Annotated in this window: 20 protein-coding genes; 14 read left to right on the forward strand and 6 right to left on the reverse strand. The window is 71.8% G+C overall.

All coding sequences use genetic code 11. The features are described 5' to 3' along the window. Positions 1–50: 50 nt before the first annotated feature. Complete coding sequence (locus ADK55_RS11550; RefSeq protein WP_053677678.1) at positions 51–1,508, reverse strand: helix-turn-helix domain-containing protein; 1,458 nt, start codon at positions 1,506–1,508, stop codon at positions 51–53. A 198-nt stretch (positions 1,509–1,706) separates the two neighbouring features. On the opposite strand from ADK55_RS11550, the gene ADK55_RS11555 reads away from it, so the two are divergent. Together ADK55_RS11555 and pruA are read left to right on the forward strand one after the other, a co-directional pair. Beyond that, entirely contained in the window at positions 1,707–2,633 is a 927-nt protein-coding gene (locus ADK55_RS11555) for a proline dehydrogenase family protein (protein WP_053677681.1), read from the forward strand. A gap of 44 nt (positions 2,634–2,677) precedes the next feature. After that, a complete protein-coding gene (pruA, locus tag ADK55_RS11560) occupies positions 2,678–4,309 on the forward strand; it encodes an L-glutamate gamma-semialdehyde dehydrogenase (RefSeq protein ID WP_053677683.1) in 1,632 nt (543 codons plus the stop codon). An 80-nt stretch (positions 4,310–4,389) separates the two neighbouring features. Here the strand turns inward: pruA and ADK55_RS11565 are convergent, their stop codons facing one another. Continuing rightward, positions 4,390–5,091: a nitroreductase family protein gene (locus ADK55_RS11565; RefSeq protein ID WP_053677685.1), complete on the reverse strand. Its 702-nt coding sequence runs from the start codon at positions 5,089–5,091 to the stop codon at positions 4,390–4,392. Positions 5,092–5,178: 87 nt separating this feature from the next. Between ADK55_RS11565 and ADK55_RS11570 the strand changes: the two genes are divergently transcribed. Together ADK55_RS11570 and ADK55_RS11575 are read left to right on the forward strand one after the other, a co-directional pair. Continuing rightward, positions 5,179–5,904 carry a tyrosine-protein phosphatase gene (locus ADK55_RS11570; protein ID WP_266950050.1) on the forward strand — a complete coding sequence of 242 codons (726 nt, stop codon included), beginning with the start codon at positions 5,179–5,181 and terminating at the stop codon, positions 5,902–5,904. Next, positions 5,901–6,455, forward strand: coding sequence for a GNAT family N-acetyltransferase (locus tag ADK55_RS11575; RefSeq protein WP_053677688.1), 555 nt, complete (start codon positions 5,901–5,903; stop codon positions 6,453–6,455). Before ADK55_RS11570 ends, ADK55_RS11575 begins: the two co-directional genes overlap by 4 nt. 26 nt (positions 6,456–6,481) lie before the next feature. Here ADK55_RS11575 and ADK55_RS11580 read toward each other — a convergent pair whose 3' ends face one another. Together ADK55_RS11580 and ADK55_RS11585 are read right to left on the reverse strand one after the other, a co-directional pair. Next, complete coding sequence (locus tag ADK55_RS11580; RefSeq protein ID WP_053677691.1) at positions 6,482–8,509, reverse strand: phosphocholine-specific phospholipase C; 2,028 nt, start codon at positions 8,507–8,509, stop codon at positions 6,482–6,484. Between the two features lie 119 nt (positions 8,510–8,628). After that, positions 8,629–9,642 (reverse strand): NADP-dependent oxidoreductase, encoded by a 1,014-nt coding sequence (locus tag ADK55_RS11585; protein WP_053677752.1) that lies wholly within the window; start codon positions 9,640–9,642, stop codon positions 8,629–8,631. A 101-nt stretch (positions 9,643–9,743) separates the two neighbouring features. On the opposite strand from ADK55_RS11585, the gene ADK55_RS11590 reads away from it, so the two are divergent. The 4 genes from ADK55_RS11590 to ADK55_RS11600 all read left to right on the forward strand — a co-directional run bounded on the left by ADK55_RS11590 (position 9,744) and on the right by ADK55_RS11600 (position 13,509). Continuing rightward, complete coding sequence (locus tag ADK55_RS11590; RefSeq protein ID WP_053677693.1) at positions 9,744–10,625, forward strand: LysR family transcriptional regulator; 882 nt, start codon at positions 9,744–9,746, stop codon at positions 10,623–10,625. A 270-nt stretch (positions 10,626–10,895) separates the two neighbouring features. After that, positions 10,896–11,027 carry a hypothetical protein gene (locus ADK55_RS40430; RefSeq protein WP_266950054.1) on the forward strand — a complete coding sequence of 44 codons (132 nt, stop codon included), beginning with the start codon at positions 10,896–10,898 and terminating at the stop codon, positions 11,025–11,027. 125 nt (positions 11,028–11,152) lie between these two features. Continuing rightward, positions 11,153–12,193, forward strand: coding sequence for a 3-isopropylmalate dehydrogenase (locus ADK55_RS11595; RefSeq protein ID WP_053677695.1), 1,041 nt, complete (start codon positions 11,153–11,155; stop codon positions 12,191–12,193). A 230-nt stretch (positions 12,194–12,423) separates the two neighbouring features. Further along, positions 12,424–13,509, forward strand: a complete 1,086-nt coding sequence (locus ADK55_RS11600; protein ID WP_053677697.1) for a branched-chain amino acid aminotransferase — start codon at positions 12,424–12,426, stop codon at positions 13,507–13,509. Between the two features lie 86 nt (positions 13,510–13,595). Here the strand turns inward: ADK55_RS11600 and ADK55_RS11605 are convergent, their stop codons facing one another. Continuing rightward, positions 13,596–15,026 carry a cytosine permease gene (locus ADK55_RS11605; protein ID WP_053677699.1) on the reverse strand — a complete coding sequence of 477 codons (1,431 nt, stop codon included), beginning with the start codon at positions 15,024–15,026 and terminating at the stop codon, positions 13,596–13,598. A 156-nt stretch (positions 15,027–15,182) separates the two neighbouring features. On the opposite strand from ADK55_RS11605, the gene ureA reads away from it, so the two are divergent. From ureA to ADK55_RS11635, 6 genes are all read left to right on the forward strand, one after another. Beyond that, positions 15,183–15,956 carry an urease subunit gamma gene (gene ureA, locus ADK55_RS11610; RefSeq protein WP_053677701.1) on the forward strand — a complete coding sequence of 258 codons (774 nt, stop codon included), beginning with the start codon at positions 15,183–15,185 and terminating at the stop codon, positions 15,954–15,956. Beyond that, positions 15,953–17,686 (forward strand): urease subunit alpha, encoded by a 1,734-nt coding sequence (locus tag ADK55_RS11615; protein WP_053677703.1) that lies wholly within the window; start codon positions 15,953–15,955, stop codon positions 17,684–17,686. The genes ureA and ADK55_RS11615 overlap by 4 nt, the downstream gene beginning before the upstream one ends. 19 nt (positions 17,687–17,705) lie before the next feature. After that, positions 17,706–18,752 (forward strand): agmatine deiminase family protein, encoded by a 1,047-nt coding sequence (locus tag ADK55_RS11620; RefSeq protein ID WP_053677705.1) that lies wholly within the window; start codon positions 17,706–17,708, stop codon positions 18,750–18,752. A 30-nt stretch (positions 18,753–18,782) separates the two neighbouring features. Further along, a complete protein-coding gene (locus tag ADK55_RS11625) occupies positions 18,783–19,391 on the forward strand; it encodes a TetR/AcrR family transcriptional regulator (RefSeq protein ID WP_053677707.1) in 609 nt (202 codons plus the stop codon). A gap of 281 nt (positions 19,392–19,672) precedes the next feature. Then, positions 19,673–21,301 carry a citramalate synthase gene (gene cimA, locus ADK55_RS11630; RefSeq protein ID WP_053677708.1) on the forward strand — a complete coding sequence of 543 codons (1,629 nt, stop codon included), beginning with the start codon at positions 19,673–19,675 and terminating at the stop codon, positions 21,299–21,301. Between the two features lie 119 nt (positions 21,302–21,420). Next, positions 21,421–22,764 carry a hypothetical protein gene (locus tag ADK55_RS11635; RefSeq protein ID WP_053677753.1) on the forward strand — a complete coding sequence of 448 codons (1,344 nt, stop codon included), beginning with the start codon at positions 21,421–21,423 and terminating at the stop codon, positions 22,762–22,764. Between the two features lie 61 nt (positions 22,765–22,825). Here the strand turns inward: ADK55_RS11635 and ADK55_RS11640 are convergent, their stop codons facing one another. Beyond that, positions 22,826–23,440 (reverse strand): YceI family protein, encoded by a 615-nt coding sequence (locus ADK55_RS11640; RefSeq protein WP_053677757.1) that lies wholly within the window; start codon positions 23,438–23,440, stop codon positions 22,826–22,828. Positions 23,441–23,860 lie beyond the last annotated feature (420 nt).

Genomic DNA, 23,860 nt, shown 5'->3' on the forward strand with positions numbered 1-23,860 from the left:
CGCCGCGCGCCCACGCAGTGCCCGCCGGGCGGCCGGCGAGGGGGCGCGGGTCAGTCGAGGCGGGCGGCCTTGAGGGACATGTGCAGCAACAGCCGGTCCTCGCCCTCGTCCAGATCGAGGCCCGTCAGTTGCTCCACCCGGCCCAACCGGTAGTACAGCGTCTGGCGGTGGATCCCCAGGGCCGCCGCCGCCCGGCCCGCCTGTCCGGCGCAGTCCAGGAACACCTCGGCGGTACGGGCCAGTTCCCGGTGCGCCGCCTCCAACAGGACCCGGGTGGAGGGGTCTTCCGCCCGCCCCGCGGCCAACGAGGCCAACAGTCGGTACGGTCCGATGGCCGACCACCGTGCCACCTGCCCGAGCCGGGGCTGCGCCGCCGCCGCCCTGGCCGCCGCCACGGCCTCGGCCCACGCGTCGGCGAGCGTGGTCAGCCCGCGCCGGGGCTCGGCGATGCCGGCGGTCGCGGCGGCGGGTCCCGCCGGCGTCGCGGGGCGGGGGAGCAGTCGGGAGGTCAGCGCCTCCACCGGCGCGACGGAGTCCGCCGAGCGGAGCCTGACCAGCACCGCCAGAGCCGTCCGACCGGGACCCGGGTCCCCGTCGATCCCGTCCGACCCGGCGGCGCCGGCCCCGGTGGCGGAACGGTCACCCGGTCGGGCGTCGGCGCGGCCACCCGGGAGATCGGCGACCCGGCCCGAAACGCCCCGGCCCGAAGCAGGCTGCCCTGCGGCGCCCCGGCCCGAAGCGGCCCGCCCGGATGCGGTCCGGCCCGATGTGGCGCGCCCCGACGTGGTCCGGCCTGATGTGGTCCGGTCCGACGCGGTCCGGTCCGCCCCACCGCGGTCCGACCCGCCCGGGTCCGTTCCGCTCGCGCGGCCCGGTCGGGGCCACGGCACCTCGCACACCGCCGCCGCACCCGGCATCGAACCCGGGACCTCCCCGGCCCACGGGGCCACGCACACCACCGCGTGGAGCCCGTCGCCGTCCGGTCCCAGAGCCGTACGCAGCGCGGTCAGCGCCATGTCCCGCTGCCAGCCGCGATCGGCCGTGAGCGCCGCGCGGAACTCCCGCGACAGGTCCGCCCCGGCCTTGGCCTCCTCGGCGAGCAGCACTCCCATGCGCTCGGCGACCTCCATGGCGGCGGTGAGCGCCGCCGGACCGGGCCCCGCGTCGGGTCCGGACTCCGGGTCGAGGAGCCACACGTAACCCTGAACGATCCCCCGGTAGCGCACCGGCAGGCAGAGCCGACCCCGGACGACCCCGGCCTCAGGGGCGGCCGGGATGCGTACCGGACCGGTGGCGCGGGCGATGCCGAAGCCCTCGAACCAGGACCGGACGGCGGCCGTGGACTGCCTGGTCAGGATCGAGCGGGTGCGGACGGGGTCCATGGCCGTGTCGTCGTCGCCGTCGTGCGCGCCGAAGGCGATGAGGCGGAAGTCCCGGTTCTCCAGGGTCGCCGGGGCGCCGAGCAGCGCCGAGATCTCGTCCACCAGGTCCTGGTAATCGCCCTTCACCCGGCCATTCTCCCACCCGCGGAACGGTTCTTCAGACAGATGTATGAGATGTCGACAACGGATGCGTGACAGCTGTCGATGGCAGAGGATCGTGGAGATCCTTAGGTTTCACGGTGGTTTTACATGCGTTTCTCTTACGTCCACGCCATGCCGGCGCGAGATCGTGAATCTGCTTCTGCCACCCGTTGGAGGTGCCCCGTGCTGGGTCCCGCGATCCTCGCCGCTTCCCGCAGCGACAAACTGCGCCGAATCGTCTCCGCCGCCCCGGTGACCAAGCCCGTGGTGAACCGGTTCATCCCCGGTGAGACGGTCGGCCAGGTCATCCCGATCGTCGAGGACCTCACGCGCAAGGGTCTCGAAGTCACCCTCGACGTGGTCGGCGAGGACATCACCGCCGTGGAGCAGTCCCACGCCGCGCGCGACGCCTACCTCGAACTGATCGAGCGGCTGGCCGAGCTGGGTCTGGGCGAGACGGTCGAGATGTCGGTGAAGCTCTCGATGTTCGGCCAGGCCCTCGAAGGCGGCCACGAGCTGGCCCTCGCCAACGTGCGCCCGGTCGTCGAGGCCGCAGCGGCCATCGGCACCACCGTCACCCTGGACGCCGAGGACCACACCACCCTCGACTCGATGTTCGCGATCCACGAGGAACTGCGCCGGGACTTCCCGCAGACCGGCTGCGTGATCCAGGCCTACCTCTTCCGCACCGAGGCCGACGCCCACAGGCTCGCCGAGGCCGGCAGCCGCGTCCGGATCGTGAAGGGCGCCTACAAGGAGCCCGCCGAGGTCGCCTACCAGGACAAGGCCGAGATCGACAAGGCGTACGTCCGCATCATGCGCATCCTGATGGAGGGCGAGGGGTACCCGATGATCGGGTCCCACGACCCGCGCCTGATCGCCATCGCCCAGGAACTGGCCCGCAAGGCCGGCCGCAAGCCCGACGAGTACGAGTTCCAGATGCTGTACGGGATCCGCAGCGACGAGCACCTGCGGCTGGCCGCCGAGGGACACCGGATGCGCGTCTACACCGCGTACGGGACCGACTGGTACGGCTACTTCATGCGCCGCCTCGCGGAGAAGCCGGCCAACCTCCTCTTCTTCCTCCGCTCGATGATCACCAAGAACTAGGTCCAGAACCAGGTTCAGAACTAGCTCAAGGAGTTGCCAGACCCATGGATGCTGTGACCCAGGTCCCCGCGCCGGTCAACGAGCCGGTCCACTCGTACGCCCCCGGCAGCCCGGAGCGCGCACGTCTCGAAATCCAGCTCAAGCAGCTGTCCGAGAACCCGATCGACCTCCCCATGACGATCGACGGCGTCAAGCGGATGGGTGGCGGCGAGCGCTTCGACGTCGTCCAGCCGCACGACCACAAGTCGGTCATCGGCACCTACGCGAACGCCACCGAGGCCGACGCCCAGGCCGCCGTCGACGCCGCCCTGGCCGCCGCCCCGGCCTGGCGCGCGATGGACTTCGACGACCGCGCCGCGATCATCCTGCGCGCCGCCGAGCTGCTCGCCGGCCCGTGGCGCGAGAAGCTGGCCGCCTCGACCATGCTGGGCCAGTCGAAGACCGCCCAGCAGGCGGAGATCGACACCCCCTGCGAGCTCGTCGACTTCTGGCGCTTCAACGTCCACTTCGCCCGCCAGATCCTGGCCGAGCAGCCCGCCGCGAACAGCGCCGGCGTGTGGAACCGCAGCGACCACCGCCCGCTGGAGGGCTTCGTCTACGCGATCACGCCGTTCAACTTCACGGCCATCGCCGGCAACCTGCCGACCGCCCCGGCCCTGATGGGCAACGTGGTCGTGTGGAAGCCGTCCCCGACGCAGACCCACTCCGCGGTCCTGCTGATGGAGGTCCTGGAGGCGGCCGGCCTGCCCAAGGGCGTCATCAACCTGGTGACCGGCGACGGCATCGCCGTCTCCGAGGTGGCCCTGAACCACCCCGAGCTGGCCGGCATCCACTTCACCGGCTCGACCAAGACCTTCCAGCACCTGTGGAAGACCGTCGGCAACAACATCGAGAAGTACAAGTCCTACCCGCGCCTGGTCGGCGAGACCGGCGGCAAGGACTTCGTCGTCGCCCACCCGTCCGCGGACCGCGACATCCTGAAGACCGCCCTGACCCGCGGCTCCTTCGAGTACCAGGGCCAGAAGTGCTCGGCCTCCTCGCGCGCCTACGTCCCGGCGTCGATCTGGAACGACGGCTTCAAGGAGGCCTTCGCGGCCGAGGTCGACGGCATCACCATGGGTGACGTCCGCGACCTGACGAACTTCATCGGCGCCGTCATCGACGAGCGTTCGTTCGCGAAGAACAAGGCCGCGATCGACCGCGCCAAGGCCGACCCGACCTGCACGATCGTCGCCGGCGGCAGCTACGACGACTCGGAGGGCTACTTCGTCCGCCCGACCGTCATCGCCTGCACCGACCCGGAGAACGAGGTCTTCACGACCGAGTACTTCGGCCCGATCCTCGCCGTGCACGTCTACGAGGACGCGGACTTCGACGCCATGCTGGAGCAGATGGAGTCGGTGTCCGCGTACGCGCTGACCGGCGCCGTCATCGCCCAGGACCGCTACGCGGCGGCCGACGCGATGGAGAAGCTCCGCTTCGCCGCGGGCAACTTCTACATCAACGACAAGTCCACCGGCGCCGTCGTCGGCCAGCAGCCCTTCGGAGGCGGCCGCGCGTCCGGTACGAACGACAAGGCGGGCGCGGCCTCCAACCTGCTGCGCTGGACCTCGACCCGCTCCATCAAGGAGACCCTGGTCCCGCCGACCGACTACCCGTACCCGCACATGGGCTGACCTCCCTGCCCTGCCGAACCCCGCCCCCGCTCCGGTACCCCCAAGTCCGGAGCGGGGGCGGTCCAGGTTCCGGGACGGTCTCAGACCTCGACGATGACCTGGTCCAGGGACTTGCGCAGCAGGTCGGGAACCTCGCAGTCGTCGGCCGGGTAGCCGACGGGGATGACCGCGAAGGCCTTCTCGTTCTCCGGACGGTTCAGGACGTGGCTCAGGAACCGCATCGGGCTCGGTGTGTGGATCAACGCGGCGAGCCCGCTCAGGTGGAGGGCGGACAGGAGCATGCCGACGGCGATGCCGACCGACTCGTCCACGTAGTAGTGCTTGCGCTTCGTGCCGTCGGGCCCCAGCCAGTACCGCTGCTGGAAGACCACGATCAGGGCCGGAGCGTCGGTCAGGTGGGTCTTGACCGCGTCGGTGCCGAGGGGACGCAGCGCGGCGAGCCATTCGTCGCCGAGCCGGCCGTCGTAGGAGATCTGCTCCTCCTGCTCGGCCGCGGCGCGGATCTGCTGACGGATCTCGGGATCCTTGACCAGGACGAACGTCCAGGGCTGCTGGTGTGCCCCGGACGGGGCCGTCGCGGCGCAGGCGACGGCGTCCCGCACGACCTGCTCGGGCACCGGGTCGGGGGAGAAGTGGCGGACGGTGCGCCGCTCGTCCATCCGCGCCCGCAACTCGGCCGCGCGCGCGAGGGATTCCGGGCCCGGCATGCGCGCGGGCCGGTACGGGACGGGCCGATGGGGACGGCCATGGGTGGGGGTCCACTGCTGAGTCTCAGGCGACATGGGCAGATCTTCACGCGCGGAACCGATCCCCGCCAGATCCGCGTCATGAGCATCTGTCCGATGTGTACTGACAGGGGGGCTATGAACATGGCAGGGGCCGGACGATTTCTCGAGTGGGACGGGTGTTTCAACGCGCGTGACCTGGGGGGCGTGGGGCAGGTCGCGCCGGGGGCGGCCGTGCGCGCGGACCGCCTCGACCGGCTCACCGAACGGGGCTGGACCACCCTGGTCGCCCATGGCGTGCGGACCGTCGTCGACCTGCGCAACGACGACGAGGTGGAGGTGGACCGCGCGCCCCGCCCGGACCTCCTGACCACGGTGCGGATACCCCTGGACGGGCTGGAGCACCGGGACTTCTGGGACGTCTGGTGGGGGACCCCGGGATTCGGCACCCCCGCGTATTTCCAGCCTTTCCTGGAGCGTTTCCCCGACCGCGTCGCCGCCGTGGCCCGGACGATCGCCGACGCCCCGCCCGGCGGGGTCGCCTTCCACTGCGGTCTGGGCCGGGACCGCACCGGGATCATCGCCCTCGTCCTGCTCCGGCTCGCCGGGGCGAGCCCGCGGGAGATCGCCACCGACCACGGGCTGAGCGAGTCCCGGGTGAAGGCCGGGTACGCCGCGCAGGGCCGACCGTACGACGGCGCGGAGATCGAGACGTACGTCGCCGGGCTCGGCACGACCGTCCACGCACTGGCCCGGCAGGCCGCCGAACGGTTGGACGCACGGGCCTACCTGCTCGACGCCGGCCTCGACACGGGCACGCTGGAAAGGCTCGCCGGCCGGCTCCGGGGCGTTGGTACCGTCGCCGGATGACGGCGAACACGAGCGGTGACATCCTGCTGCGGCACACCTGCGAGCTGGGCACGGCGGAGTTCGGCGAGATCCGCGCCCTGCTGGACGACGCGTTCGACGGGGACTTCGCCGACGAGGACTTCGAGCACGCGCTCGGCGGGATGCACGCCCTGGTGCGGGAGGACGGCGTGCCGATCGCGCACGGCAGCGTGGTGCAACGCCGGGTCGTGCACGCCGGTCGGGCCCTGCGGACCGGGTACGTCGAGGCGGTGGCCGTCCGCTCCGACCGGCGCCGGCGCGGTCTCGCCGGGCGGGTCATGGCCGAACTGGAGGGTGTGATCGGGCGGGCCTACGAGCTGGGCGCGCTGTCCGCCTCAGAGGACGGCGCCGCCCTGTACGCGGGGCGCGGCTGGCGGGTGTGGGGCGGACGGATCGGGGTGCTGGGCCCGGCCGGGCCGGAGCGACTCGCGGAGGAGGAGGGTTCCACCTACCTCTGGGCACCGCCCGGCGGGGCCCTGTTGGACCCCACCGGGCGGCTCGACTTCGACTGGCGCGACGGGGACGTGCTCTAGGGGGTGTCGGTGCGGGCGCGTGCCGCTCAGCCCGAGACGCTCGGCGCCCCGTACTCGACGTGGCCCGTGTAGCGGCGCGACCAGGTGCCGTCGGAGTCGGCCAGGATCGTGAAGTCGTACCAACCGCCGTTGTAGGCGACGGCGTTGAAGAAGTCCTCGCGGGAGGAGTTCGCGGGGACCTTGTACGTCCACGGGCCGTCCGTGCGGTACGCGTCGGAACGGATCGTGAAGGTGACCGCCGCCGCGGAGGTGTTGGTCATCTTGAAGTACACGGCGGTCTTGCCCGTGCCCGGCTCCACCGCGAAGCGCGCCGCGACCTCGATCGCCCCGCCCGCCTTGGAGGCGTCGCCGATGAAACGGCGCAGGAAACGGTTCGGCCCGTGCATCGAGATGTCGTACTTGCCGGAGCCGCTGCCGAGGCCGACGCTGAAGTAGTCCGTCGAGGTGGTGCCCGGGTCCACCGTGTACTGCCAGGGCGTCGTGTCCCGGTGCTGGTGCGGGTGGATCGAGAAGTGCGCGGGCCGCTTCGCGTGCGCGCCCTGGTTGGACATCGAGAACCAGGCCAGGATCTTCCCGGCGGCCCCGAACTCGAAGCGGTCCAGGTTGCCGTTCACCTGGTACGGCAGGGCGCGCGCCGGGCGGGTGCCGGGCTCCTGCGTCGGGAGCGCGTTGTTCTGCGGGGCGGGGTTGGGCAGCGGGGCGCAGGTGGCCTGGCCGATGACCTTCGCGGTCGAGGGCAGGCCGGCGGGAACGCCGTGGACGGGGCGCGCGAAGTCGAAGACGCCGGTCAGGTCACCCACCACCCTGCGGCGCCAGGCGCTGATGTTCGGACAGGTGGCGGGCGTGCCGAGGGCCGTCGTCCAGGTCTCCATGAACCGCAGGACGGAGGTGTGGTCGAAGACCTCGGAGCTGACCCAGCCGCCGCGGGTCCACGGGGACATCACGAGCATCGGGACGCGGAAGCCGAGCCCGATCGGGAGGCCGTCGAGGTACTCGTCGGGTGTGCCGGGCGGAGCGACGGGCGGCGGCACGTGGTCGAAGAACCCGTCGTTCTCGTCGTAGTTGAGGAAGAGGACGGTGGAGTCGAAGACCTCCGGGTTCGCGGCCAGCGCCCGGTAGACCAGGTCCACGAAGTGCGCTCCGTCCCCGGGCGGCGCGTACGGGTGCTCGGAGAAGGCCTCGCTCGCCACGACCCAGGACACCTGCGGGAGGGTCCCGGCGACGACGTCGGCGCGGATCGCGGCCGCGATGTCGTCCGGGGTGGAGCCGGTGACCCTGGGGACGGAGCCCATGCCGCGGTCCCACAGCGGGTCGCCGGGGGCCGCGCCGGTGAACTTCCCGAAGTAGGCCAGGCCGTTGTCCCCGTAGTTGTCCTGGGCGTTCTGGTAGACCTTCCAGCTCATCCCGGCCCGCTGGAGCGCCTCCGCGTACGTCTCCCAGGTCAGCCCGGACTCGTCGCCGCCGTCCTTGCTGCTCGCGTCGACCTTGCCGCTCCACAGGAAGGTGCGGTTGGGGCCGGTGGCGCTGAGGGCCGAGCAGAAGTACGCGTCGCAGATCGTGTAGTGGTCGGCGAGCCCGTAGTGGAAGGGGATGTCGCCCCGGTCGAGGTGGCCGAGGGTGCGGGTGTTGCCGACACCGATGACGAAGTTGTCCATCCGGCCCTTGTTCCAGGCCGCGTGCTGCGAGGTCCAACTGTGCGGGAGGTCGCCGGTGCACTGCGCGAGGGTCGCGCCGTCCACCCCGCCCGCCGGCGGGGTGGCGCTGAGTTTCCACGGGTACTGGCGACCGCCCCAGTTCGGCTGGTTGAACATGCCCCAGCCGCCCGGGAGGTTGCCGGCGGCGCGGTCGCCGAAGCCGCGGACGCCCTTCAGCCTGCCGAAGTAGTGGTCGAAGCTGCGGTTCTCCTGCATGAGGATCACCACGTGCTTGACGTCGGTGATCGTGCCGGTCGCGGCGGCCGCGGCCGCCGAGGTCGGGGTGACCGCGGGCAGGCCGGCGCCCGCCACCAGTCCGGCGCCGATTCCCACGAAACCCCTGCGGCTGATCGGTGTCACTGACTGCTCGCCTCCAACTCACGTGCCCCGTCGGCACATTGAGCGCAAGGGTGGCCGGACCCGCGTCAAAGGTCTACATCCGTGCGGTAAGAGTTCGGTGAACTTCCGGGTGGCTGGAATCAGTCACCCGACCGGACCAGCATCTTGCCCAGATTGTCCCCGCGCAGCATCCCCAGGAAAGCGTCCACCATCCGGTCGATGCCCTGCACAACGGTGGTGTCGGTGCTCACCCGGCCGCTGCGCAGATGCGGGACCAGGAAGTCCTCCAACTCCTCCTGAAGATTGGTGTGATTGCGAACCAATACCCCTTCCAGGCGCAGCGACTTGTGTACGACCTCGAAGAGATTGCGGGGAGCGGCGGGCGACCGGTCGCCGTTGTACATCGAGATCGCCCCGACCCACGCGATCCGCCCGTACTCGCGCAGCGCGCCGATCGCACCCTCCAGGTGGTCGCCGCCCACGTTGTCCACGTACACGTCGATCCCGTCCGGGGCCGCCTTCGCCAACTGCTCGCCGATCGGGCCGTCGTGGTGGTCGAAGGCCGCGTCGAAACCCAGCACCTCGGTGAGCCGGCGCACCTTGGCGGGCGAACCCGCGCTGCCCACGATCCGGCGGGCGCCGAGCAGTCGGGCGATGTGCCCGGTCGCGGTGCCGACCCCGCCCGCCGCCGCGGACACGAACAGGTCCTCCCCCTCGCGCAGGGCGGCGGTGCGGGTCAGCGCCGCGTACGCGGTCAGTCCGGTGCCGCCGAGGATGCTCAGGTACGCCTCCAGCGGGACGCCCTCGTGGCCGCGCAGCGTACGGGTGCCGTCCACACCGAGGGTGACGAGGGCGTGCGTGCGCCAGCCCGCCCGGTGGAAGACCAGGTCGCCCTCGGCCAGCCCGGGATCCCGCGAGGCGATCACCCGACCCACCGCACGGCCCTCCAGCGGGGCGTTCAACTCGAAGCCGCCCTCCCCGCCGTCCATCAGGCCCCGGTGGTACGGGTCCACCGAGAGCAGCAGGTTCTCCACCAGGGCGGTGCCGGGGGAGGGGGAAGGGACGGGACCCCGCGCGAGGGTGAACGCGGCGGCCGTGGGGAAGCCGGTGGGGCGGGCGATCTGATGGACGGCGACGGCCGTGTCGGTGGTCATGACGATCACGCTAGGAAGGAATCCCGGGCCCGGGCAGGGGGTTGCGCTCATGGAAGGCGCACATCCATGAATGGCGCTCATACGACGAGGTGGGAGCACCCATGGCCGCCGGCTCGACCGAACTCGCCCCCCAGGAACTGCGGGTCCTGGTCGCCGTCGCCGACACCGGCGGCTTCTCCGCCGCGGCCACCGCCCTCGGGATCGGCCAGTCCGCCGTCTCGCACTCGGTGCGCGGCAGCGAGACCAAGGTCGGCGCGGTGCTGTTCGAGCGAGGCCGCGCGGGAGCCACGCCGACCCCGGCGGGGGAGCGGGCCGTCACCCTCGCCCGCCGCATCCTGCGGCTGTACGAGGTGCTGGGCGCGGAGGCCCGCGGCGCCGGCCGTGGCGCGGTGGAGGGGACGCTGCGCATCGCCGCCTTCCGCAGCGCCGCCCTGCACCTGCTGCCGCCCGCGCTGGAGCGACTGGCGGCCCTGCACCCCGGCATCCGGCCCGAGGTGCGGGTGGTGCGCGAGATCGGCGCGGGCGCGGCGGGGGAGGTGCTGGCCGGGCGCGCCGACCTCGGCATCGCCACCCTGGACGCGGGGGCCGACGCCCGGCCCGAGCTGCTGACCGGCGAGCTGGTGCGGGAGGCGTACGCCCTGGTCCACCCCGTCGGACACCCCGACCCGCGGTCGCTTCCGCTGCTGGACTGGGACGAGAACTGCGGCTCGTACACCCGCGCGTGGTGGCGGGCCCAGGACTGGATCCCGCGGGCCACCGTCAAGGCCGAGGACGACGCGATGGTGCTGACGATGGTCGGCAGGGGACTGGGAATGGCGATCCTGCCCGAACTGTCGCTGAGCGAGGCCACGGAAGCCGTCGAGATCACCGACCTGGGCCCCGAACGGCCCATGAGGCGCGTGGGATACGTCACGACGGCGGAATCCGCCTCGACCCTCGCCGTCAGAGCCCTGATCAGGGAACTCCGCGCGAACAAGGGCTGAAACGGACCCTCGGGGCGGCCGTCCGAGAGGCCTTCCCGGGGGATTCCCGTCTCAGATAGTAGGAAGTCCGAGTAATTGCGGAGACATACAGCGGGACCTGGCCTAGCTTTGTAAGAGCCGAACGTCTCGCCGATCCGGCGAATGGCGGTCGAGAGCGCGCGCCCCTGGCAGGCAACCCCTGCGGCGCACCGCTCCCCGCCTCTTCCGGCGCCTTGAAGGAACCCCTCATCCGTGGCCCCGCCACGCCGTGATCTCAAGGAGTCGATCACCATGACCCGTCACACCCCCGCAGTCCGCCGCGTCCGCCACTCCTCCCAGGCCGAGGCCGACCGCAAGAACGCCGCGGCCGCCCTCCAGCGCGCCCTGGACCGCCGCGACAACGGCGGCTCGACCGGCCACTGAGCACATCGGCCGTCCCGCGCGGGCGGCCTTGCGAACACACCCGGGCCCGGACATGTCGCGTCCACCGACGTCCACATGGTGGACGCAATATGTCTGAGGGCTGGGACAGGGAGTACGGTTTTCCCATGTCGACCAGCATCAATCTCGCAGTGATCCCCGGTGATGGCATCGGCCAGGAAGTCGTGGCTCAGGGCCTCAAGGTCCTTACCGCGGTCCTGCCTCAGGATGTGAAGCTGGAGACCAAGGAGTACGACCTCGGCGCCCGGCGCTGGCACCGCACCGGTGAGACCCTCCCGGACGCGGAACTCGAAGCGCTCAAGCACCACGACGCGATCCTGCTGGGCGCCATCGGCGATCCCTCGGTCCCGTCCGGCGTCCTGGAACGCGGTCTGCTGCTGAAGCTCCGCTTCGCCTTCGACCACTTCGTCAACCTGCGCCCGTCGAAGCTGTTCCCCAACACGGCCACCCCGCTCGCCGGCCGCCCGGAGATCGACTTCGTCGTGGTCCGCGAGGGCACCGAGGGCCCGTACACCGGCAACGGCGGCTCGCTGCGCACCGGCACCCCCGCCGAGGTGGCGACCGAGGTCAGCCTCAACACCGCGTACGGCGTGGAGCGCGTGGTCCGGGACGCCTACGCGCGGGCCGACGCCCGCCCCCGCAAGAAGCTGACGCTGGTCCACAAGAACAACGTCCTCGTGTACGCGGGTCACCTGTGGAAGAACATCTTCGACAAGGTCGGCCAGGAGTACCCCGAGGTCACCACCGACTACCTGCACGTCGACGCCGCGACGATCTTCTTCGTCACGCAGCCCGAGCGGTTCGACGTCATCGTCACGGACAACCTCTTCGGTGACATCCTCACCGACCTGGCCGCCGCCGTCACCGGCGGAATCGGCCTGGCCGCCTCCGGGAACATCAACCCGACCGGCGCCTTCCCGTCCATGTTCGAGCCCGTCCACGGCTCCGCCCCGGACATCGCAGGCACCGGCAAGGCGGACCCGACCGCGACGATCCTCTCGGTCGCCCTCCTGCTGCGCCACCTCGGCCACGAGACCGAGGCCGCCCGTATCGAGGACGCCGTCTCCGCCGACCTGGCCGAGCGCGACGGCACCTTCCGCTCCACCGAGGCGATCGGCGACGCCCTCGCCGCGCGAGTAGCCGGCTGACCCGGCAACCCCGTCTCAGGAAGCCGCCGGGTCGCGACCACCGCACCCGGCGGCTTTTCCTGTGCGGCCCCGGGTGCCACCATCTCCCCTGGGCCGCAAACTCCCTGTTTCACCGAAGCCTCCCTGCGCGCGATAATCGAACGCGAGGCCGCGGAATGCGGGGATGCTCGGACGTCCTAGTACGCCGTGAGCGCGGTCCGCCCTACAAAACCGGTGAAGGACAAGCACTCATGACGACGCCCACGATCGAGCTCAAGCCCTCCTCGAACCCGCTGTCCGACGCGGAGCGCGAGGCGATCCTGGCCAGCCCCGGCTTCGGCCGCCACTTCACCGACCACATGGTGACGATCAAGTGGACCGAGGGTCGCGGCTGGCACGACGCCGAGCTGGTCCCGTACGCGCCCCTGTCGATGGACCCGGCGAACATGACCCTGCACTACGCGCAGACCATCTTCGAGGGACTCAAGGCCTACAAGCAGCCCGACGGCACCGTCGCCACCTTCCGCCCCGAGGCCAACGCGGACCGCTTCCAGGCCTCGGCCCGCCGCATGGCCATGCCCGAGCTGCCCTCGGAGCTGTTCATCGCCGCCTGCGACGCGCTCATCAAGCAGGACCGTGCCTGGGTTCCGGACTCCGGCGAGGCCTCGCTGTACCTGCGCCCGTTCATGTTCGCGTCCGAGGTCGGTCTGGGCGTCCGCCCGGCCAACGAGTTCCTCTTCATGGTCATCGCCTCGCCCGCCGGCGCCTACTTCCCCGGTGGCGTCAAGCCCGTCTCCGTCTGGCTCTCCGAGGACTACGTCCGCGCGGTCAAGGGCGGCACCGGCGCGGCGAAGACCGGCGGCAACTACGCGGCCTCCCTCGTCGCCCAGGCCGAGGCCGCCTCGCACGGCTGCGACCAGGTCGTCTGGCTGGACGCCGTCGAGCACCGCTGGATCGAGGAGATGGGCGGGATGAACCTGTACTTCGTGTACGGCGACCGCATCGTCACCCCCGAGCTCACCGGATCGCTCCTCCCCGGCATCACCCGCGACTCCCTCCTCACCATCGCCCGCGACCTCGGCTACACCGCCGAGGAGGGCCGCATCACCACCGAGGACTGGAAGCGCGACAACGAGAACGGCACCCTGACCGAGGTGTTCGCCTGCGGCACCGCGGCCGTCATCACCCCCGTCGGCTCGGTCAAGTCCGGCCGCGCGAACTGGACGCAGGGCACCGGCGAGCCCGGCGAGGTCACCATGAAGCTCCGCAAGGCGCTCCTCGACCTCCAGACCGGCCACTCCGCCGACCGCCACGGCTGGATGCACCCGCTCGGTTAGTACCGCGCGCTCGACGAAGTACGGCGAGAGGCCCGCACCCGATCCGGGGTGCGGGCCTCTCGCCGTGGAGACGGGCCAAGCGAGGGCTAAGCGGCGACCGGCTCGTCGGCGGCTTCGGGGGCGGCCGGTGCGGCGACGGCCGCCTTCCGCCGGGTGAGGGCCGTGTAGGCGAGGCCGCCGACCAGGCCGGACAGGACGAAGGAACAGTCCACGCCGCCCGTCAGGGTCAACAGCGGTCCCTCGTAGAAGGGGGTGGTGACGGAGAGCAGGCCGACGCCCGCGCCGATCGCCCACGAGGCGGTGGCGGCCGGATTCCAACCGCCCCGGTACCAGTAGATCCCGCCCACCGAGCGGCGGTTGAACACCTGGAGGGCGTCGGCGTCGTACGTGCCGCGACAGCGCACGTGGCCGATCAGGGTGATTACCGCCCACGGGGTGCCGAGCGCGGTGAGCAGCAGCACGAACGAGGTCATCGCGGACTGGACGTCCCACTCGAAGGAGCCGACGAACACGAAGGCGGTGGCCACACCGGCCGCGACCAGGGTGGCGGTCGTGCGGCTGGCCCGGGGCACGATCGCGTCCAGGTCGAGGCCCATGGAGTAGAGCATCAGCCCGGCGTTGCCCACGGAACCCGCGGCGGCGGCCACCAGCAGCGGGACCAGGTACCAGAACGGCGAGGCGTCGACCAGCGGCCCGGCGTACTCGGCGCCGGCCCGCGCGGCGAGGGCGGTGTACGTGCCGAAGAGCTGCGGGACCAGCAGGCCGACCAGGAGACCGAGCGCGGTGGACCGGAGCACCTTGCGGGAGTCGTGTCGGGCGGGGGAGATGTAGCGGGTGTAGTCGCCGAGCAGGGTGATGAAGGCGACGGGACCGCTGAGACCGGCGGCGACGGCGGCGAGCAGCCAGGTCGGCCAGAAGGAGCCGAGGAGGTAGGCGGTCTCCGGCGGCGCGGCGGCGGTGAAATCGGGGGCGTACGCGAAGACGCCGACGGCGAGCAGGACCACCATGGCGACGGACAGGATCTTGCTCATCCGCAGCAGGAGCCGGTAGCCGAACACCGCCGCGACGACGGTGCAGGCGGCCAGCACGCCGTACATCACGGCGCGCGAGACCCCGGTGTCCGGCAGCCCGGTGAGCCGGGACAGGGCGCCGACCATCACGTCGCCGCCGATCCACAGGGTCAGCGCCGTGTAGCCGAGGGAGAGCAGCAGGCCCACCACGGACCCGACCAGCCGACCGCGCACGCCGAACTGGGCCCCGCTGGAGGTGGACAGGTTGGTTCCGGTGCGCAGGGAGACCAGCGCCAGCGGGGCGGTGAAGGCGATCCCGACGACGGTGCCGGTCACGATCGCGGTCACCGAGGGCCACAGCCCCAGTCCGAAGGACGGGGGCAGCCAGCCGAAGACGATCACGCCGAGGCAGAGGTTGGAGCCGAGGAGGATCGAGATCAGGTCGCGGGGGCCGCTCGTCCGCTCCTCCTCCGGGATGGTGTCGACTCCGCGCTGTTCGATGGGCATGGGGGAACTCCCTTGGCAGGGCGGGGGGTGGTTCGCAAAGGTTTGAGCGACATTCAATGTGGCGCAGCCCCTGCTCTCCGGTCAATGCTTCACTGCCGGGAAATGAAGAGTTAGAGTGATGCTCTAACCCATCGACTCCGAAGGTGGTGGATCGGCGTGCGGCTGACCCCAACCGAGCGCGACCGGCTGCTGCTCCGCAGTGCCGCGGAACTGGCCAGGGCCCGACGGGCCCGGGGCCTGCGCCTCAACGTCCCCGAGGCCACGGCGCTGATCGCGGACACGGTCTGCGAGGCCGCCCGCGACGGCAGGCGGCTGGCGGAGGCCATCGAGGAGGCCCGCGGCGTGCTGGGCCCCGACGACGTGCTGCCCGGCGTCGCCGACGTGGTCACCGAGGTGCACGTGGAGGCCGTCTTCGACGACGGCTCCCGCCTCGCGGTGGTCTCGGCCCCCATCCGCGGCGCCGTCCCGCTCGGCGACGACGCCCCCGGCGCGGTCGTGCCCGGCCCCGGCGCCCCCCAGTCGGAGCCCACGGTCCACCTCCACGTGCGCAACACCGCCGCCGTGCCGATCAGCGTGACCTCCCACTTCCACTTCTTCGAGGCCAACCCGCGCCTCGACTTCGACCGCGCCGAGGCCTACGGCATGCGGCTGTGCGTGCCGGCGGGCTCCTCCGTGCGGTTCGACCCGCACGGCGAGGCCGAGGTCGGGCTGGTCCCCATCGGCGGCGCCCGCGTCGCCGTCGGTTTCGCCGGGCTGGTCGACGGCCCCCTCGACGCCCCCGGAGCCAAGGACGAGGCCCTGCGCCGCGCCGTCGCCTGCGGCTACCTCGGCGCCGGCGGCGAGACCGACGCCCCGGCGTCCCCGGCCGCCGCATCCGGGCCCGACGCCCCCGAGACCGGCGACGACCATCCGGAAGGTGACCCCGCATGAGCCGCCAGACCCCGCACAGCGACCACTGCGCGCCGGGCAGCCGTCACATCGACCCGCACGAGTACGCCTCCGTCTTCGGCCCCCGCGCCGGCGACCGGGTACGCCTCGGCGACTCCGGGCTGACCGTCCGCGTCGAGCACGACGCCCAGAAGCCCGGCGACGAGTTCCTGGCCGGCTTCGGCAAGACCGCCCGCGACGGCCTGCACCTCAAGGCCGCCGCCGTCCGCGATACCTGCGACGTCGTGATCAGCAACGTGCTGGTCATCGACGCCGTCCTCGGCATCCGCAAGGTCTCCATCGGCATCCGCGAGGGCCGCATCCACGCGATCGGCCGCGCCGGCAATCCCGACACCCTCGACGGGGTCGACGTGGTCGTCGGCACCGGCACCTCGATCGTGTCCGGCGAGGGCATGATCGCCACCGCCGGAGCCGTGGACACCCACGTCCACCTGCTCTCCCCGCGCATCATGGAGGCCTCGCTCGCCGCGGGCGTCACCACGATCATCGGCCAGGAGTTCGGGCCGGTCTGGGGCGTGGGCGTCAACTCCCCCTGGGCGCTCAAGCACGCCTTCAACGCCTTCGACGCCTGGCCCGTCAACATCGGCTTCCTCGCCCGCGGCTCCTCCTCGGACGCCGCCCCGCTGGTCGAGGCCCTCGCCGAGGGCGGCGCCAGTGGCTTCAAGGTCCACGAGGACATGGGCGCCCACACCCGCGCCCTGGACACCGCCCTGCGGGTCGCCGAGGAGTACGACGTCCAGGTCGCCCTGCACAGCGACGGCCTCAACGAGTGCCTCTCCGTCGAGGACACCCTGCGCGTCCTGGACGGTCGCACCATCCACGCCTTCCACATCGAGGGCTGCGGCGGCGGACACGTGCCCAACGTGCTCAAGATGGCCGGCGTGCCGAACGTCATCGGCTCCTCCACCAACCCGACGCTGCCCTTCGGTCGGGACGCCGTCGCCGAGCACTACGGCATGATCGTCTCCGTCCACGACCTCAAGCCCGACCTCCCCGGCGACGCGGCCATGGCCCGCGACCGGATCCGCGCGGGCACCATGGGCGCCGAGGACGTGCTGCACGACCTGGGCGCGATCGGCATCACCTCCTCCGACGCGCAGGGCATGGGCCGCGCGGGCGAGACCATCCGGCGCACCTTCGCCATGGCCGCGAAGATGAAGGGCGAACTGGGCCCGCTCGACGGCGACGGCGAGGGCGACGACAACGCCCGCGTCCTGCGCTACATGGCCAAGCTGACCATCAACCCGGCCATCGCCCACGGCCTGGCCCACGAGATCGGCTCCATCGAGGTCGGCAAACTCGCCGACATCGTCCTGTGGCGCCCCCAGTTCTTCGGCGCCAAGCCGCAACTCGTCCTCAAGTCCGGCTTCCCCGCGTACGGCGTCACCGGCGACCCCAACGCCGCCACCGACACCTGCGAACCGCTCGTCCTCGGCCCGCAGTTCGGTTCGTACGGAGCCACCGCGGCCGACATCTCCGTCGCCTTCGTGTCGGCGGCGGCCGCCGCGCTCGGCTCCGACGAGATGCCGACCCGGCGCCGCCGGGTGGCCGTTCGCGGAACCCGCGGCATCGGCCCCCGGGACCTCCTGCTCAACTCCCGGGTGGGCGCGGTCGATGTGGACGCGCGCAGCGGCCTCGTCTCCCTCGACGGAGAACCCCTGCGCTCCGAAGCGGCCGATTCGGTCTCCCTCAACCGCCTGTACTTCCTGTAAGCCAGTAAGGATCCCCGCCATGACCGACGCTGCCGACAAGCCCGCCGCCCACGGATACCGGATGCCCGCGGAGTGGACCTCCCACGAGCGCACCTGGATGGCCTGGCCGAGCCCCAACCCGACCTTCACCGACGAGAGGGAACTCGCCGAGGCGCGCGAAGCCTGGGGAGCCGTCGCCCGAGCCGTGCGCGCGTACGAGCCGGTGACCCTCGTCGTCTCCCCGGGCGACGCGCAGGGCGCCCGCGCGATCGTCGGCGACGACGTCGAGCTGGTCGAGCGAGAGCTGGACGACGCCTGGATGCGGGACATCGGCCCGACCTTCGTCACCGACGGCGCCGGCGGCCTCGCCGCCGTCGACTGGACCTTCAACGGCTGGGGCGCCCAGGAGTGGGCCCGCTGGGGCCACGACGAGAAGATCGCCCGCCACGTCTCCGACCTGGCCGGCACCCGCACCTACAGCACCCCGCTGGTCAACGAGGGCGGCGCCATCCACGTGGACGGCGAGGGCACCGTGCTGCTCACCGACACCGTGCAGCTCGGCGCCGGACGCAACCCCGACTGGAACCGCCGGCAGGTGGAGGAGGAGATCCACGCCCACCTCGGCACGACCAAGGCGATCTGGCTGCCCTACGGCCTGGCCGGCGACTACGGCACCTACGGCACCCAGGGCCACGTGGACATCGTCGCCGCCTTCGCCCGCCCCGGTGTCGTCATGGTCCACAGCCAGCCCGACCCGGCCCACCCGGACCACGAGCGCTGCAAGACCATCGCCGCCCTCCTGCGCGCGTCCACCGACGCGCGGGGCCGGCTGCTGGAGGTCGTGGAGATCCCGGCGCCGACCGTGCTGGAGGAGGACGGCGAGTGGGTCGACTACTCGTACATCAACCACTACCTCTGCAACGACGGCGTGGTGCTCTGCGCCTTCGACGACCCGCGCGACGAGGAAGCCGCGGAGATCTTCCGGGGTCTGTTCCCCGAGCGGACCGTGACACTGGTTGACGCACGTACGATTTTCGCCGGGGGTGGCGGTATCCACTGCATCACCCAGCAACAGCCGAAGGTCTGACCCGCGGCGAACGGTTTCGAGGAGTGGTCCATGGTGGCGGGTGGAGTACGGGCGGCGCGGAAGAACGCGCCGCCGCGCGAGGACGTACTCGTCGCCGCCATGGCCACGATCGCCGAGCGCGGCCTCGAAGGCCTCACCATGGCCGGCCTCGGCCGCCAGGTGGGCATGAGCAGCGGCCACCTCCTCTACTACTTCGGCAGCAAGGACGAACTCCTGCTGCAGACCCTGGAGTGGAGCGAGGCCTCCCTCGGCGCCGAACGCCGGGCCCTGCTGTCCCGCCGCGGCCCGGTGCGCGAGCGGGTGCAGGCGTACGTCGACCTGTACGTGCCCGAGGCCGCACGCGACCCGCACTGGACGCTGTGGCTGGAGGTCTGGAACCGCTCGCAGAACGCCGGCCCCCTGGAACGCGAGCGCCAGGCCGCCATCGAGGGAGCCTGGCACCGGGACCTGGTCGCGCTGCTCGCCGAGGGCATCTCGCGCGGCGAGTTCCGCGCGGTGGACGCCGACCGGTTCGCCGCCCGCGTCAGGGCCCTGCTCGACGGGTTCAGCATCCAGGTCGCCGTCGGCCTGCCCGGGATAGGGCGCGGCGACATCCTCGAACACGTCACCGAGTTCCTGGACGAGGCGCTCGTATCGTGAGACGTCGGTCCGCGGGCGGAGCCCCTTGTGACACACTGCGGACGTGCCTGCTCAGCTCATGATTATGGACAGCAGCGCGCCGGTCCGCAGTGACCGTTGAGCCGTGGAGAACCTACGGGACAGCGGCCACAGTGCCTCAGACCCGCGCGCAGACCTCTCGCACCCGCGAGGGGTCTTTTCGTTTCCCGGCTCCATTCCTGCCGGGAGCGGGCGGCGCGCGATGATGGGGGCAGTGGATCCCCGGTCTCCGGAACCACTCATCCGACAGGAGTCAGACCAGCATGACGACGACAGAGGCGACCGAGCCGACTGCGCCGGCGGGCCCCGACGACAGCTTCCACGTCTTCGACACGACCCTGCGCGACGGCGCCCAGCGTGAGGGCATCAACCTCACGGTCGCGGACAAGCTGACCATCGCGCGGCACCTGGACGACTTCGGAGTGGGCTTCATCGAGGGCGGCTGGCCCGGCGCCAACCCCCGCGACACCGAGTTCTTCGCCCGCGCCCGTGCCGAGATCGACTTCAAGCACGCCCGCCTCGTGGCCTTCGGCGCCACCCGCCGGGCCGGCGGCTCCGCCGCCGCGGACCCCCAGGTGCGGGCCCTGCTGGAGTCCGGCGCCCCGGTGATCACCCTGGTCGCCAAATCCCACGACCGGCACGTCGAGCTCGCGCTGCGCACCACCCTCGACGAGAACCTGGAGATGGTCCGGGACACCGTCTCCCACCTCGTCGAGCAGGGGCGCCGGGTCTTCGTCGACTGCGAGCACTTCTTCGACGGCTACCGCGCCAACCCCGAGTACGCCAAGGCCGTCGTCCGCACCGCACACGAGGCCGGCGCCGACGTCGTCATCCTCTGCGACACCAATGGCGGCATGCTGCCCGCGCAGGTGTCCGCCACCGTCGCGACGGTCCTCGCCGACACCGGGGCCCGCCTGGGCATCCACGCCCAGGACGACACCGGCTGCGCCGTCGCCAACACCCTGGCCGCCGTCGACGCCGGCGCCACCCACGTCCAGTGCACCGCCAACGGCTACGGCGAGCGCGTCGGCAACGCCAACCTCTTCCCCGTCGTCGGCGCCCTGGAGATCAAGTACGGGCGCACGGTGCTCCCCGCGGGCGCGCTCGCCGAGATGACCCGGATCTCCCACGCCATCGCCGAGGTCGTCAACCTCACCCCGTCCACGCACCAGCCGTACGTCGGCGTCTCGGCCTTCGCGCACAAGGCCGGCCTGCACGCCTCGGCCATCAAGGTCGACCCCGACCTCTACCAGCACATCGACCCCGAGCGGGTCGGCAACACCATGCGGATGCTGGTCTCCGACATGGCCGGGCGCGCCTCCATCGAGCTCAAGGGCAAGGAACTCGGCGTCGACCTCGGCGGCGACCGCGCGCTGATCTCCCGGGTCGTGGAGCGGGTCAAGGAGCGGGAGCTCCAGGGCTACACCTACGAGGCCGCCGACGCCTCCTTCGAGCTGCTGCTGCGGGCCGAGGCCGAGGGCCGGGCGCGCAGGTACTTCCGGATCGAGTCCTGGCGGGCGATCGTCGAGGACCGCCCGGACGGCACCCACGCCAACGAGGCCACGGTCAAGCTGTGGGCCAAGGGCGAGCGGATCGTCGCGACGGCGGAGGGCAACGGCCCCGTCAACGCGCTGGACCGGGCCCTGCGGGTGGCGCTGGAGCCGTTCTACCCGCAGCTCGCCAAGTTCGAGCTGATCGACTACAAGGTCCGCATCCTGGAGGGCAAGCACGGCACCGACTCCACCACGCGCGTGCTGATCGCCACGACGGACGGCGCCGGCGAGTGGTCCACGGTCGGCGTCGGCACGAACGTCATCGCCGCGTCCTGGCAGGCCCTGGAGGACGCCTTCACGTACGGCCTGCTGCGCGCGGGCATCGAACCGGCCGAGTAGCGGCCCCGCCCGACCGCCTCGGGTCCGGACCGCCCGGACCCGAACGGCGACGGCGTGCGCGGGCGGGCCCTTATGCCCCCCTCACACGTAAAAGGGGCGATTCGGGTAGCGTCGTGACCATGAGGACCAGGCTCGTTTCCGCGTTTTCCGGTCTGCTGCTGGCCCTGTCCGCGACGGCCCTCGTGGTCGCCCCGCAGGCGTCGGCCGCCACCGGGGTCAGTGCCGTCGGGGAGGCCCTCAAGAAGGGCCCGGTCTACGTCGATCCCGGCGCGCGGGCCCAGCTCTCGCCGGCGCAGGCGGACGCCCTCACGAAGAAGATCGAGGACGCCGGCAAGCCGGTCTTCGTCGCCGTCCTTCCCGCCGGCCAAACGTTCCCCGAGCGGGGGCTGCTCGCCGCCGTCCGTGCCCAGACGGGGATCACGGGGCTCTACGCGGTCCGGCTCGGCGAGGGCTTCGACGCCGGCGCCGACCCGAGGGCGATGCCGAGGAACGCCGTCCAGAACCTCACCTCGTCCGTGAAGGTCGGCGGCCCGGTGGACGCGAACACCCAGCTGAACGACTTCGTCGACCAGGCCCTCACCCAGGTCAAGGGGAACGCCCCCGCCTCCTGGGGCGGCGCGGCCGCCGACGACGGCGCCCCGGTCGGCGGGCTGATCACCCTCGGTGTGGTGGCCGTGGTCGGCGGTGGCGGCGCCTACGCGCTGGTCCGCCGCAACCGGAAGCGGAAGGAAGAGGAGCGGCGCGAGGCCATCGCACGCCTCGGCGTGGTCGTCGACGAGGACATCACGGCCTTCGGCGAGGAGCTGGAGCGGCTCGACTTCCACCCCGGCGAGCCCGGTGCGGACGACGCGATGCGCAAGGACTACGAACAGGGCCTGGACTCCTACGAGAAGGCCAAGCAGATCATGGCCTCGGTCCAGCGCCCCGACGAGGTGCAGGGCGTGACCCAGGCGCTGGAGGACGGGCGGTACGCGCTCGCCTGCCTGGACGCGCGCCGGCAGGGCAGGCCGGTACCCGAGCGCCGCTCGCCCTGTTTCTTCGACCCGCGCCACGGGCCGAGCACGCAGGACGCGGACTGGGCCCCGGCGGGCGGGACGGCCCGTACCGTGCCGGTCTGCGAGGCGGACGCCGTGCGGCTGCGCGACGGTCTGGACCCGGCGGTCCGCACGGTGGACACGGAGCGCGGGCCGCGCCCCTACTACGACGCGGGCCCGGCATACGGTCCCTGGGCCGGCGGGTACTTCGGCGGCGGCATGCTGCCGGGTCTGCTGATGGGCACGATGCTCGGCTCGATGATGTCGACCCCTGCCTACGCCGCCGACTTCGGCGGTGCGGGCGGCGGCTACGACGGGGGAGACGTCTCCGGCGCCGACTTCAACCCGTCCGACTTCGGCGGCGGGGACTTCGGCGGCGGTGGCGGTTTCGACGGGGGCGGCGGTTTCGACGGCGGGGGCGGCTTCTAGCCACCCCCGGACCCGCGCGTCCGTCCCCTTCTTCCCGGCCCCGTCCCCTTGCGGGGCGGGGTCAGGCCTGCTTGATGGCGGAGATGTCGAAGGTCAGCTTGACCTTGTCGCTGACCATCACGCCGCCGGTCTCCAGGGCGGCGTTCCAGGTCAGGCCCCAGTCGGAGCGCAGGATCTCGGCGGAGCCCTCGAAGCCGACGCGCTCGTTGCCGTAGACGTCGGTGGCGGAGCCGTTGAACTCCAGGTCGATGGAGAGCGGACGCGTGACGTCCTTGATCGTCAGGTCGCCGGTGATCCGGTACGCGTCCCCGCCCAGCTGGGCCGCGCCGGTGGAGCGGAAGGTCATCAGCGGGAAGGCCTCGGCGTCGAAGAAGTCGCCGCTGCGCAGGTGGCCGTCGCGGTCGGCGATGCCGGTGTCGACGGAGGTGATCTTCACGTCGATGGAGGCGGTGGAGCGGGAGGGGTCGGCGCCGTCCAGGTGCAGGCTGCCCTCGTGGTCGGCGAAGGAGCCGCGGACGTTGGTGACCATCGCGTGCCGGACGGTGAAGCCGATGCTGGTGTGCGCGGGGTCGATGACGTAGTCACCGGTGAGGGCTGCGAGCGCCGGGTCCACCGGGAGGGTGGCGACCGACGACGCGGCGTTGGTGTCCTGGCTGCGGCGGGTGAAGAGACCCATGACTTCCTCCTTGGTGGGGGTGCGGACCTGCCGCACCTGGTTGTTTAACGTTCAACGAGATTGACGTTAGGCCTATTCCGTTCAACTTTCAACTTCTTGGAGGGGTGTCATCCGATTTTGTGGAATACCCACAAAGGCTTGCCGCCCCGCCTGGTGGGGTCCTTGCATCGTTCGGCGGTTCTGTCCGGGCCTCACAGCGGATGACTCCGGAGACTGTGTGGAACCAACGGAGGGTTTTGGCCCCGTCACTTCGTAAGGTCGGTACATGACCGTTGTGGACCAGACCCCGAGCGAGCCGACGGACGCCCGCGGGCGCGTGGCCGAGCTGCACTCCCTGCGTGACGTGGCCCGCCGCGGGCCGAGCGACCGCGCCACCGAGGCGCAGCATGCCAAGGGCAAGCTGACCGCGCGTGAGCGGAT

The sequence above is a fragment of the Streptomyces sp. WM4235 genome, from assembly GCF_001279725.1.
GTDB lineage: Bacteria > Actinomycetota > Actinomycetes > Streptomycetales > Streptomycetaceae > Streptomyces.